Origin of the sequence: Paenibacillus xylaniclasticus, from assembly GCF_004001065.1 — a bacterium.
Taxonomy (GTDB): domain Bacteria; phylum Bacillota; class Bacilli; order Paenibacillales; family Paenibacillaceae; genus Paenibacillus_T; species Paenibacillus_T xylaniclasticus.
Genome location: NZ_BIML01000013.1, coordinates 84,869 through 97,554, shown reverse-complemented (window position 1 = coordinate 97,554; position 12,686 = coordinate 84,869). Strand labels below are relative to the sequence as shown.

Annotated in this window: 11 protein-coding genes; all 11 read right to left on the bottom strand. The window is 51.6% G+C overall.

Annotation, left to right across the window (positions count from 1 at the left end; genetic code table 11):
* Positions 1 to 2: 2 nt before the first annotated feature.
* The gene (locus PXY01_RS22380; RefSeq protein WP_164744426.1) at positions 3 to 167 is read right to left on the bottom strand and encodes a hypothetical protein; all 165 of its coding nucleotides are present in this window, start codon (positions 165 to 167) and stop codon (positions 3 to 5) included.
* Between the two features lie 97 nt (positions 168 to 264).
* Positions 265 to 1,077: a delta-lactam-biosynthetic de-N-acetylase gene (gene pdaA / locus PXY01_RS14045; RefSeq protein ID WP_127570645.1), complete on the bottom strand. Its 813-nt coding sequence runs from the start codon at positions 1,075 to 1,077 to the stop codon at positions 265 to 267.
* A gap of 125 nt (positions 1,078 to 1,202) precedes the next feature.
* Entirely contained in the window at positions 1,203 to 2,033 is an 831-nt protein-coding gene (locus tag PXY01_RS14040; protein ID WP_218028226.1) for an energy-coupling factor transporter transmembrane component T family protein, read from the bottom strand.
* Positions 2,030 to 3,757 carry an ABC transporter ATP-binding protein gene (locus PXY01_RS14035; RefSeq protein ID WP_246027936.1) on the bottom strand — a complete coding sequence of 576 codons (1,728 nt, stop codon included), beginning with the start codon at positions 3,755 to 3,757 and terminating at the stop codon, positions 2,030 to 2,032. Before PXY01_RS14035 ends, PXY01_RS14040 begins: the two co-directional genes overlap by 4 nt.
* A 106-nt stretch (positions 3,758 to 3,863) precedes the next feature.
* The gene (locus PXY01_RS14030) at positions 3,864 to 4,424 is read right to left on the bottom strand and encodes an ECF-type riboflavin transporter substrate-binding protein (protein WP_127570643.1); all 561 of its coding nucleotides are present in this window, start codon (positions 4,422 to 4,424) and stop codon (positions 3,864 to 3,866) included.
* Positions 4,425 to 4,542: 118 nt separating this feature from the next.
* Positions 4,543 to 5,841 (bottom strand): AAA family ATPase, encoded by a 1,299-nt coding sequence (locus tag PXY01_RS14025; RefSeq protein ID WP_127570642.1) that lies wholly within the window; start codon positions 5,839 to 5,841, stop codon positions 4,543 to 4,545.
* A 7-nt stretch (positions 5,842 to 5,848) separates the two neighbouring features.
* A complete protein-coding gene (locus PXY01_RS14020; RefSeq protein WP_174721829.1) occupies positions 5,849 to 7,273 on the bottom strand; it encodes an RtcB family protein in 1,425 nt (474 codons plus the stop codon).
* Positions 7,274 to 8,071: 798 nt separating this feature from the next.
* Positions 8,072 to 8,287, bottom strand: coding sequence for a cold-shock protein (locus tag PXY01_RS14015; protein WP_127570641.1), 216 nt, complete (start codon positions 8,285 to 8,287; stop codon positions 8,072 to 8,074).
* 80 nt (positions 8,288 to 8,367) lie between these two features.
* Entirely contained in the window at positions 8,368 to 8,568 is a 201-nt protein-coding gene (locus tag PXY01_RS14010; RefSeq protein WP_127570640.1) for a cold-shock protein, read from the bottom strand.
* Between the two features lie 223 nt (positions 8,569 to 8,791).
* Complete coding sequence (locus PXY01_RS14005) at positions 8,792 to 11,377, bottom strand: AAA family ATPase (protein WP_127570639.1); 2,586 nt, start codon at positions 11,375 to 11,377, stop codon at positions 8,792 to 8,794.
* Between the two features lie 3 nt (positions 11,378 to 11,380).
* The gene (locus PXY01_RS14000; RefSeq protein ID WP_127570638.1) at positions 11,381 to 12,652 is read right to left on the bottom strand and encodes a class I SAM-dependent methyltransferase; all 1,272 of its coding nucleotides are present in this window, start codon (positions 12,650 to 12,652) and stop codon (positions 11,381 to 11,383) included.
* Between the last annotated feature and the right edge of the window lie 34 nt (positions 12,653 to 12,686).

Here is a 12,686-nt window from a genome sequence, read left to right as displayed (position 1 = left end):
TCTTATTGATATTCCTGCTGAGTCGGCTGCTTCCTATGATTCTGAAACGCCTTCGCCGCTTCAGCTGCCGGTTCTGCAGCGAATTCGGTATCGAATTCAGATAGTTTATTCAGCTCGGTCGATTGCACCGCTGCTTTGGACGTTTGCTGGGATTGCTTCTTCGCCATAGATGGAACACCTCCTTGATGTGCAATACGTGCGATCGGCACGCAACAAGTAGCATGTGACATCAGCTCGATTCCTATTCCCCTGCGCACGGGATCTTCACGATGCAGAAGGAACTTGCGCATCAGACGGGGCAGGCATCTGATTTTTCATCTCATCCAAGCTCTTGAACTGATACCCCTTCGCCCTCGCTGCGTCAATAATTCTTCCCAGCGCTTGTGCATTATCGCTCGACACCGAATGCAGCAAAATGACAGCGCCTGGATGCAGCTGCGCCATCACCTTGTCATACGCATACTGCGCCCCTTTCTGACTAGACGTATCCCAATCCTTGTATGCCACCGACCAGAATACGTTCGTATAACCAAGCTGCTTGCTGACCGCAAGTGACCGCTCGTTAAATATGCCGCGGGGCGTACGCAAATATTTCATTTCCTTCTGTCCGGTTAGCGCCAGCACCTGCTGCTTCACCTGGTCCAGCTCCTGCTTAATCCGCTCGGACGAGATGGCGCTCATATCCGGATGGCTCCACGAATGATTGCCGATCAGATGCCCCTCCTGTACCATCCGCTTCAGCAGATCCGGCTGCGTCTTGACATAATGACCCGTCACGAAAAAAATAGCTGGCACTCCCTTTGTCTTCAATACATCCAAAATATCGGAAGTGTACCCATTCTCGTAGCCATTATCGAATGTCAGATACAGCTCAGGCGCCGACATATCGCCGGTGAAAACCGCGCCGTACCGAGACAGCAGCTCTTTGAATCCTTCTTGATCGATAGAGGGGGGCTGTCCGTTCACACTCTTCTTGAAGCCGAAATGGAACGTTCCGTCAGCATGTGCTTTCGGCAATGACGCTTGTCCAACGGACAGCAGAATGACGATCATCGCAATAATACGCAGGAAATTCATAAGCAAGCTCCTCGTTCGTAAAATGATAAAGCGGCTCTGCCGCTGCTGATTACAGGACAGGCCGCATTTATTTTCCACGCTGGAAAGCCTGATTATTCACTTAACATTGCCTACTAACCCAAGCTCTACTTAAAAGGATTATAAAATCGCGTTCCATCCCGAAACGTCAGCCACATCGAGCCGATTGCGATGACAGCGATCAGCGCCACCGCCGCGTAATCGTGCGCCGCGAACGGACGCCCATTGTACCAAGTGCGCTTGCGCCGCTGGCCGAAGCCGCGCAGCTCCATAGCTGCGCTGATCGACTCAATCCGCTGCACGCTCGTCAAAATTAACGGCATTAAGATGCCAATGACGTTACGCACCCGCCGCGTCAGCTTCTCCTTCCGCGAAATATCGATGCCGCGTGCTTGCGCGGAGAACGAAATATTCTCAAAATCGCGTTGAATATCCGGAATATACCTCATCGCAATCGACACCGCATAAGCGATTCGATAGCTGACGCCAATCCGATTCAGCGACGCCGCGAACTCGGCCGGGTCGGTCGTCAGAATGAACAGCAGCGCCATCGGGATGACGGTCAAATATTTAAGCGCGATGTTAAATTGATAGAATAGCTGCTCCTCCGTGACGACATACCGTCCCGCTATCGGGAATAGATCGTGCCGGCTGCCATAGATGCTCACGCCCTCCAGCGGAGAGAACAAGAAGATCGCCAGATGATTAAGCGCGAAGAAGAATAAAATTAAATAAAGGACGAACGAGTAATCTTGAAACCGGACTTTGGACAGACGGAATACGACAAGACTAAGCAGCAGCATGGCGAGCAAGCTTCTCGTATCGTACGTAATCATAGCTGTCACCGACCATACCGCAAAAAAGATCAGCTTCGCTGCTCCTGTCAATCGATGTATAGGAGAGTCCTGCCCCGTATACGTCAGCATTCGTGCCTTCAAGCACCTCGCTCCTTTCGGTCGCGTTCAATAAACCGGCGGACGAATTCCTTCGGCTCACCGATGCCAGCCCGCAGCGCGAGCTCGTAGACCGACGTTTCTTTCAGACTTGCCGCCTCTACGATTCGAGTATCCGTCAGCACCTCGGCCGGTGCACCGTCTGCAATTACTTCGCCGTCCGACAATACGATTGCCCGGTCCGCGTATTCCAGCATCAAATGCATATCGTGCGTAATGACAACAATACTCTTGCCTTGACGGTTGAGCGTCAGTAGAAACTCCATCATTTCGTTATAGTGACGAAAATCTTGTCCAGCCGTTGGCTCGTCCAATATGATAACCTCCGGCTGAAGAACGAGGATGGATGCAATCGTCACCCGCTTCTTCTGGCCAAAACTGAGTGCAGAGATGGGCCAATTACGCATTTCGTACAGACCGCATATACGCAGTGTATCCATCACCCGCTCACGGATCGACGCCTCATCCAAGCCGCGAAGCACTAGACCTAGCGCGACCTCCTCGTACAGCATCGTTTTGGAGATCATATGGTTCGGATTTTGCATGACGAAGCCGATCCGCTCCGAGCGCTCCTTGATCGTATCCTCCGCCAAATCGCGGCCCTTATAGACTATACTTCCACTGGTAGGCTTATAAAAGCCGCATATCAGCTTCATCAACGTCGACTTGCCTGCGCCGTTGCGGCCGACGATGCTTACAAGCTCCCCTTGCCCGATTCGGAACGATACCTGCTTCACAACGGATCGTCCGCCCCGCTCATAAGCAAAACCGACGTCCGTAAGCTCCAGCACGGTCGGTCGGTTTGGCTCCTCCATTGCTGCCGCCGCTTCCTGCTCATGCCAGGCTGCAAGCGCTTCTGCCCATTCACCGACCGGAATGCTTGGCAGGCTGGCCGGCTTCATCGCTGGAGTTAAGCTGCAGCCGGCATACTGCATCGCCGTCCAATACAACGGCTCACGAATGCCCGCCCGCTTCAGAAGACCGGAGCATAGCAGCTCATCTGGCGACGCATCCGCTGTAATGCGGCCCTCTTCAATTAAGATAATCCGGTCTACGTTTCGATGAAGCACATCCTCCAGCCGATGCTCGACGATAATGATCGTCTTCCCCGTCTCCCGATGGATGCGGTCGATCAGCTCGATTGTCTGCTTCCCAGCCTGCGGGTCAAGATTGGCGAGCGGCTCATCGAACAGCAGCACATCAGCCTTGCTTACGAGCACGCCAGCGAGCGTCGTCCGCTGCTTCTGACCGCCCGACAGCTCGTGCGGCGAAGCGTCCAGCAGCCGATCCATCCCGACGCTGGCCGCCGCTTCCGCGACCCGCCGCCGCATGTCGCCTTGCGGCACACCGTCGTTCTCCAGCTTGAAGGCAATATCCTCCGCGACCGTCATGCCGACGAACTGCCCATCCGGATCTTGCAGCACCGTACCGACCCGCCCGGACAGCTTGAAGATGCTTGTCTTGGCCAGGTCCTCTCCAGCAATGAGTGCCGAGCCCTGCATCGTTCCGGCATAAAAAAACGGCACCAGCCCGTTAATGCAGTGAGCCAGCGTGCTTTTGCCAGATCCGGACGGACCGACGATGAGCACCTTCTCCCCACGATGAATCGTCAGCGAAATATCCCGAAGCGTTGGCTCCGCTTGCGCGCGGTATTGAAAGGTGAAATGGGAAAATTCGATGACTGGAGCGTTGTTATCCAGCTGTTTCAATGCAATCGCCCTCTTAATATGAGAAATAGGTTTCATCCAATGCTAAAGCCGGTGCTCGCTTGCGAAACCACCGGCTCTACTTTGTCCTGCGATATGGGTGCGTCCGTTATACCTCGCGCGTTAAGCTTCCCTGCTTCGTGCGTGTTTTGGCGTACGCGATCAATAGCAGCGTGCCGATCACTGCGACCGTCACGATATTCGCCGCGCCTGCCACGAGACCTTGCGTATATACTTTATCCGCAGGCTCTGCATAAATGACGATGTCTAGCGTTGGTGCAAGCACGAACCAAGCGACAGCATTCGCGACGATTTGAAATAGATTGAAGCGGAATATTTGTGCCTTGCCGAACTCGCCTTCCTGCACGCCCAGCTTATTCGAGGCAAACCCGATAATCAGACCTACGACAGCCGATGCGATTACCCAACTGAACCACGGTGAGCCGTAGAAAATGGCGTCCTTCAGCGTATGTCCAATCAAGCCGATAAGAAGTCCTGCGATCGGGCCGTACAGGACGGCGAACAGCGCTAAGAGCGCGTAGGTCGTCTCAATATTCGTATCCGGAATACCGGACGGAATCGAGCCGAATCGACCTAGAATGACGAACAACGCTGAACCGATGCCAATCGCGACGATCGATTGAACGGATAAGTTTTGTTTTGCGCTCATGAGATAATCCCTCCCGAATATGTAAATCATCAAAATATTCACTTGCCAAGATTATATGTCGGAATACTAGGACTTACAATCTATTTTTTTGGAAAGTCAGTTACTCATTTGTACGACTTCAGGCGAAGCCGACCCTTCGAATCGACGGATCGGCCATCCAGTCGCCGCTGCGGCTTTTGGAATAGTCCGATTTCATCTCGCCAATGAGCCCCTGCAGGTCGACCGTATGGTCGTAATGCTGCTGGAGCGCAGCCGATACATACAGCTCGCTGAGCTGCGCGAGCGAGAACCCCTCTGTCTGCCGGGCCGCCTGTGCGATGACAGATTCATCGACAAGCCTTCCCATCCCTCGGCGAATCATATAAGCATAACGGGTTGCCTCGTCCGGCAGCTTCACCTCATAAGCCCGGTCGAATCGGCCGGCCCGGTTCATCAGCGCAGGATCAATCCGCTCTGGGTAGTTCGTCGTACCGATCAGGAAGACGCCCTCCTTCGACGTCGCGCCATCGAGCGTATTCAAGAAGAACGAACGGCACGACGCCGGCATCGAATCGATATCTTCAATGACCAGCACCATTGGCGCCATATTGACCGCAGCTTGGAACACCTCGCGAATCGAGCCGCTTGAAGTATACTCGGTTATTTGCCAATACGCGATCGGAGCCTCGACGGTGGATGCGATCGACTTGACGAGCGTCGTCTTACCGTTACCCGGCTTGCCGTACAGCAGCACCCCTCTTTTGTAAGGAATGCCGTATGTCTGGAAAAAAGCGCGGTCCTTCGAGAAAAACTCGTCCACCGACCGATAAATTTGCGTCTTCAGCGACTCGTCCATAAAGACATCGTCACGGGACATAACGCCCGTCGACTTCTCCCGCTGACGCTCCAGGCCGTCGCTCGTATCGGTAAACACAACAATCTGCCGATTCGCTAACTGACGCTTCCGCATCGCGTTGAGACAACGTGTGAGACCGTCGTCATTCTCGCTAAAGATCACATCCTCATACCCTAAGCCGTAGTGCTGCATGACAGGTACGCGCGCGAAGGCAACCCGATATTCCGGATAGACGAACACATTGTTGCGCGTTGCGAGCCGAATATCGTAGCCCGATTGCTCGGGCTCGGCGTCGACGACGAACCGGAATTCCCGCGTCTCGACTAGATCGTATATGCTTGCCGCATGCTCGATTCCGCTATACCCGCTGCGGATGTCGTCCTCCAGACTGCTCCAGACGTCGCTGTTATTGTCTTCTGAATAGATTTGGAACTGCCCTCCGTACTGTTCATTAAGCAGTTCGATTACACTCTTGATCGCAGTGACGTAATTAAAATAGTCCCGCTTCTCCTGCAAGCCAGCGGTGACGCTGCTTGACTCGATCAGACACCGCGGCTTCTTCTCTTGCTGCGTTAAGGTCATCTACGCATCACACTCCTTTAACGACCGCCAGCGGACTGCATTTCGCCACGACTGCTGCCAGCCGCGCGCCGACGACGCTTTCGATAATTTGGTCTACATCTTTGTACGCTTGCGGCGACTCGTCGACGATCGATTCGAGCGACCGTTGGTTCACAACGATCTCATCCGCCTGACCGATCCGAAGCGCCGCCTCGAAATCGCTCACCTTCACGAGCTGCTTCGAAGCATTGCGCGAACGAATCCGCCCTGCTCCATGGCAGATCGAATGGTAGTTGCGCTCACCCTCCGGTACTCCGACCATCAAGTAAGAGGCCGAGCCCATCGAGCCTGGAATGAGTGCAGGATGCCCCGTCTCCATATACGGAGCCGGATTATCCGGATGACCAGCCGGCAATGCCCGCGTCGCACCTTTGCGGTGAATGAATAGCTGCTTCTCGCCGTGCTGCTCCCAAGCCGCGTAGTTGTGCATCAAGTCATACAGCGTATTAAACTCTACTCGTTGTCCAATCACATCCCGGAACGCTTCACGAACCGCATAGCCCATCAGATGCCGGTTCACGACCGCATAATTCAGCGCCGAATACATAAGATTCGCGTACGTATACCCCGCATCGCTGTCCAGCGGAGCGAACGCCAGCCTCGGATCAGCCGTGCCAAGTTTAAGCTTGCGCATCGTCTTGATCACTTCCGAGACGCAGTATTGATTAACCGCGCCGCCCCAAGAACGGGATCCGGAATGAATCATGACGATAACCTGTCCGTCGGAAAGCCCCCATTGCTCGGCAATGGCGCGGTTATCCTCATGAATGCGAACCGATTGAATCTCAATAAAATGATTCCCGCCGCCCAGCGTGCCGAGCTGCCGGTGCGACCGGTGCCACAGCATCTCTGGAATGCGGCTTAACACCTCCTCATCGAACCGGTAGCGGCTGCTTTCGACGTGCGTCAGCGACGTCGCTTTCTTCGGCGTGTACGAGTCTGGAACGTACTTGCTCGTAAGTCCATGCAGTCCTTTGACCAGCACATGCTCGAGCCGAATGTCGGAGTAATGCCCTCTTGCATGATTTTCGACCGGAATCAGCTTCTCGATCGCTTTGACTAGACGACGCCTTAGCTTCACGTCCTGCAGCTCACTCTCATGCAAATTCGTCAGCTGCACACGCATTCCGCAGCCGATGTCACTACCGACAATGGAAGGCGATACGTATCCGCCCTCTGCGTCCCACACGGCCGTCGTACCGATGCATGTGCCGACGCCGACATGCGCATCCGGCGTATAGCTCATATAGCGAATATTCGGAATTTGCAGATTGTTATTCGCCATCTCAAGCACCTTCGCTCCCATGGCGTGGAACAGATCGTCTTTGGCGTATACATGGAGATCCCCAGCAGGCAAGTCGATACGCCGGTAATATGGATTCGTTATGCTCATAAATTAACTTAAACCCCTCTTTTATTCGTAAAATATTTAAGCCGTTAATGAACGCAAAAAAGACCGTAAGCCCAATCGCTTACGGTCTTCTCGCGCAACAGATCACAAGATATGACGGCATAAGCCCGCCCAATCTGCTAGTGCAGACCGAGCGCGCACACCCGTTATCCTTGTCTTTCCTTCGCTAAGGCCCGTAGAGGCCGATGGACAATGAACGTCATATTCAATTGCGGCATAATCGGCATTGCATCGGTGAATCTCATCATGCGAACAGCGGTCATGTCAATCGGCCTCCTTCCTGTTTAAGATATGGCTATAATAAGGGCGTTTAGCATTTGCTGTCAACAGCTATTCTCAAATTTGGTTACTTCGTCACGACAACGGCAATCGTCTGGCTCGTCGAAACGCCCATGTCATTCACAAGCTCGCAAGGTCGTAATATCCTTTTTCAGATGGACCTAAATTATTTAACCGATACTATATAAGCCCAAATTCAGATGCCAATTCATATCTTTACACGATGCGCAGGCCCTGAACCCGAGATGAATTATCAGGTCGATAAAGACTGGTTTGGATATCACGACAAAGAATTGGGAGAGGAAATAAGGGGAAATCCCGACATGCCGCCGATGATTGTTCATTGAGTGGATGGCCGCTTCGAGCTCAGTGACGGCAATCGTCGATTACAGGCATAAAGGACGCAGTTGTCGTAAGAAGATAACATGGTATACGTTGTGCAGCCAAACAACGAGCTTTAAGCCCTGCCACGATGGCAGAGCTGGGCTCGTTGTTCAAGTCTTACGAATGTTTGTGATTCAGAGCGCTCGTATTGGTAAGCGCCACGAGCATTTTCTCGCCTCTCACCATCTTGGATTGACATAAGGAGCATACGGGCGTCGTCGAGAAAGCGAAGTTATCCCTCATCCATCCCTTGCAATTCTCATTCGAGCAAGACCAGATCGGCGTCAATTCTTCCGGAAGCTCCTCCTGCGGTCTTTTCCGAGAATAGTACAAGTACATCCCTCTTTCTATCCTAGATTCGATCGTGCGATAAAAAATGCCCCAAACCGATCGTTCGGGGCACTAGCTCTTCCTTACAGTTTCACAACGTTCTCGGCTTGTGGACCACGGTTGCCTTCAACGATGTTGAACTCTACGCGTTGGCCTTCGTCAAGCGTCTTGAAGCCTTCGCCCGTAATAGCGCTGAAGTGAACGAATACGTCGTTGCCGCCTTCAACCTCGATAAAGCCGAAGCCTTTCTCTGCGTTGAACCATTTAACTGTACCTTGTACCATGTGTATTACCACCCTTATATAGTTTGCATGACCACGGATTTACTATTCATAATAAAAAATTCACATCCCGTATCAGGTTATTACCTTCTAAACAATAACCCTCTACGTTATGTGAATTAGGTCACGATTTATGTTTCTATATCATAACACGTTTGGACTAATAATGCAAACATCATTTTGAAATTTTACTTAATCTTTATAAAGAGATAAGTCCGTCCAAGCCTTATAATCTCGGGTCAATCTCCTTCTCCTTCGCTACCTCAAACAATAATTTAGCCACGATCTGCGCATAGGCTTCGTTGTCTGGCGATATATCGTTCAGCTTAACCTCCAGCATTTGACGACCAATCCGATGCTCGCTGGCCGAGGTCCTCAGCTTAGAGCTGATACTCTTCTGCTTCATGAGCTTATTGTACTTGTGAGGGAATTGGTAGTCGTATCCGTAAACAATCGACAGATACCCGCTATTACGCACCTTCATGTAAGGAACGACGCCGTCCGTCTCCAGCTCCGGCTTGATGACGACGCCCTCCATATGCTCCTCCACCGTCAGCTTCGCGAAAAACTGTTCAGCTTGCGCATAAGCATCTGCGTCTGAGAGATGGAGCACCAAGCATTCGTCATCGTTTAGCAGCCGGTACATATCCGACGTTCGTCCATTAGGCATCCGTTCTTCGCCGCTTGTGAGCACTTCCTTCAAAATCGCGAACGGCTTATAATCCAACTCCGCATCCCCGGCGTAAAGCTCCAGCTGCCGCTTGTAGACGACATAGGCTTCCTCGTGCATATCGAGCGTAACATACGCCTCACGAAGCTCACGGACATGCTTATACGTCTGATACGTGCTTGACCCGTATTTCTCGCTAAGCGTATTCTTCGGCAGATGATACTGATCCTTCTCAAAGCCGCTCGCTTCATAGGCTTGCACAAGCTTGTTAAATGATTGCTCAAAGCCGTTATTTCTTAAGAAATCAATCTCTGTCTCCAACGCCCGCCCGATCGGACCGAACTGACGGTCAATTAGGCCTTCCCCGAGCGCCTTCCATGGCAGCAGCTCTCCGTCGAGTAGCAAGATCTCGATGCCTTGTTCGTCCATATAAGCGCCGAGCTTCCGCAGAAGAGCCTCGTACACAGATGTCAAATCGACGCTGTCAATCTTATACCCGTTGCGGCTGACCGCGTAGCATCTGTTAAGCTCCCGGTGTAAATATACGTTACAGCGTGAGCCCATATATTTCGGCTGGAGCACGACTTCCGTCACACCCCGCTCTGCAAAATAGCTTAGCCCTTTGCCAAGAGACTCCAGCTGCCCCGTCGCTGCATCCTTGTCTGCTGGAGACATCGTTCCAGATATAAAGTTAATTCGGTTATGCGAGCAGTAGCGCAATCTGCGCATCGACTCGTCATCAAGCTCCTGCAGTGAAATGCCCTGCACCTCTTGATACAGAACAGGCAATTCTTCTTGGAGTGCTGAAGTTTGCGATTTATGGCTTTTGTACAGCGGTCTACCTGCTATGCGGACCGATGTCAGCATATTGCCTTGTACACCGCCCGTATCAATATGAATTTTATTCTTGATCCGGAATGGCTGCTTCGCCGCCACGTGTCCGAATATGTGGTATGGATGATTGTTCACCGCTTCCTCGCCGAGAAAAGCGAGCTGCTCCTCGAACGGCTTACTGCGATCTAATTTAAAATTACGTTGATGACGAAGCGAGCTGGCATCCAGCTTGCCGATATATTTGCTGCGACATGGCGCATGCGTCACATAAAAAGAAGGGCCTTTCGCACCGACATAACGGAAGAACGGTTTGGACAGGCCGACCAGTTCTTCGAATTTACTCAGTAATTCGGCATCTTCCAGCAGTACTTGGGTTGAATCAAAGTAAGCTTCCAGTAATTCAGGCTCAATTCCTTGAATATCGCCTTTTATATACTTGTAGACGAAATTCTCGTGATTGCCCATGACGAATAAAAAGTGTTCCCGATTATCGTATAAAAATTCTATAATATCGCGCGTTTGCTTTCCTTTATCAATCCAGTCTCCCGCAAGAATGACCGACGTACTGTATAATGCGTCCGAAGCAAGCAGCTTTCCATTGTCGATTATATATCCATAGCTCGTCAATAGCCCTTGCAGCTCTTGCACGCATTCATGCACATCACCAACGACAATATAATTCCATTCCTGCAATAGAAGGGAGGCGACATAGGCCTCTGCATCCTGAACCGTTACTCGATAAGCCGGATTGACGGCACCGCTTCCCGGATCGTAGAAATCTTTCGCCCGTACCTTATGCACCTGCTCGTAGCCTTCACGAGACAATACGGGCAGCACCTCCTTGCGGAGCCGATTCAGATGGTTCGTAATCAATCTCCGTGAACGTTCTGACACATAATAGTCGTCCCGGCTGCGGTAATCGAACAAAATCACTTCCACATTGTAGTTGTTCTCCTGCGCTACCGCGCGAACCTTACTCCGAAAGTCTTCCGCAAGTCCGGTCGTATCCACGACAACGAACTCCGCGTTAATAGGGAACGAGGTAACGAGCTTTAGACGCTCAAACAGCAACTGAAACGTATGCGAGCTCGCTTCGAGCATCACCTGATCATACTTGTCATAAGCATATCCCAGAAGCTCCTGACGAATCGCGTCAGAGGATAAGTACTGGACGTTAGCACGCCAATTACGGGAAGCATCCTCCAGACGGAGCTGCGGAAGCAGCACTTCCTGGGCGAAGGTCGTCTTGCCGCATTCTGTAGCGCCGACCAGCAAGTATATGGTATGCATCTTCGTCTTGATTTCCATCGGTTATTCTCCTCTCCCGCGGACGATTACACCCTGCGTCGTATGAATCCCGTCCACGCAATCACCGATCGCTGTGAACTCATATTGAATGCCGGGGATATCTTGAAGCGTGTCCGCAATCCATTGGCGAAACGCCTCCTGCCCCATTTCCCACCGATGATCTTCATGCCGGAGCCCTTCCAGCTCATAAAATCGGTTGAAGTCGGCGTTAGGTGTCGTAATGACCAACCGGTCAAAGCTGATTTGCGCACAGATTTGCTGAACGAACGCCGTGGCTTCCTGCACCTCCATGTGCTCAATGACCTCGGTCAGAATGATGTCAACCTGCTCGCCATTGTACGTCTCGAGAAAATGCTCCAACGACGGGAACGTTGCGATATTTTCAATTTCCTTCGCAGCTGCTTTGCGTGCAACAACGTTAAGTATCTCTTCATTAATGTCTACTGCATAATAAGTGCTCTCCAACTTTCCAGCGAACGGGATGGCATAGAAGCCTTCCCCACAACCGATGTCAAGAATCGGCTTATCGAATGGAAGCATCGAATTAATATAGCTGCGCCTCTGCATGGCCGTCCCGCCATATTCAAGCTTGATCTCATATCGACCCGTTTGCTCGAGGAGCGCCCGATATTTCTTGAATCGTTCCCGTGTCCTCAGAAAGTTGTGAGCGAATAAACTGCGAATATAGAAGGGCGCATCAATGACATTCAAGCTGCGAATATATTTGTCCAATACACTATCCGATATATCGATATGCTCTTCACCGATCATCGATAAGAACAGACAGAGCACGCTGACCACATGCAGCAGATGATATAGGCTCTTATGAGTCGATATGGTCAACGAGTAACTCTTATGGGCCTGATGCTGCAAGTCGAACCGAAATTCTTTCATATGCTTGATGAAGAAATCAACATACCGAACCCGCTCAACATGAATCATATTTATGAAAAAAGAGTGCTCATGCCCTTCCTCGTCCCGTACATCTAGCGCTTTGAACGGCGCGGAGAAGAACTCCCCGATCGCATTGAGCGGGAACAGCGGCGTATTATACCGGGAAACATTCAAATATTCGAAGCTATCCCCCTCGTTCTGCTTGTAGGATATTTCATTGTCCGCATCTTTGAAATAGACGTTAAATGCACGATTGTCGTCCGAATACCAGCCGTACGCCACCCCTTGACGTATCGACCGGATCATCATTCCTGTATTTGGATTCTTCTTAATTAAGAACGATAGTTGCTCGTTTGTAGATCTCAGCTGCACAATCGCCATCGGTCTTCTCCTCTCCCTTCACTGCAACTCATGA

Bases quoted from the DNA above. Each gene is read 5' to 3' on its own strand.
- PXY01_RS14010 (WP_127570640.1), bottom strand. From the start codon at position 8,568: ATGGTACAAGGTACAGTTAAATGGTTCAACGCAGAGAAAGGCTTCGGC.
- pdaA (WP_127570645.1), bottom strand. From the start codon at position 1,077: ATGAATTTCCTGCGTATTATTGCGATGATCGTCATTCTGCTGTCCGTT.
- PXY01_RS14020 (WP_174721829.1), bottom strand. From the start codon at position 7,273: ATGAGCATAACGAATCCATATTACCGGCGTATCGACTTGCCTGCTGGG.
- PXY01_RS14000 (WP_127570638.1), bottom strand. From the start codon at position 12,652: ATGGCGATTGTGCAGCTGAGATCTACAAACGAGCAACTATCGTTCTTA.
- PXY01_RS14005 (WP_127570639.1), bottom strand. From the start codon at position 11,377: ATGGAAATCAAGACGAAGATGCATACCATATACTTGCTGGTCGGCGCT.
- PXY01_RS14030 (WP_127570643.1), bottom strand. From the start codon at position 4,424: ATGAGCGCAAAACAAAACTTATCCGTTCAATCGATCGTCGCGATTGGC.
- PXY01_RS14025 (WP_127570642.1), bottom strand. From the start codon at position 5,841: ATGACCTTAACGCAGCAAGAGAAGAAGCCGCGGTGTCTGATCGAGTCA.
- PXY01_RS22380 (WP_164744426.1), bottom strand. From the start codon at position 167: ATGGCGAAGAAGCAATCCCAGCAAACGTCCAAAGCAGCGGTGCAATCG.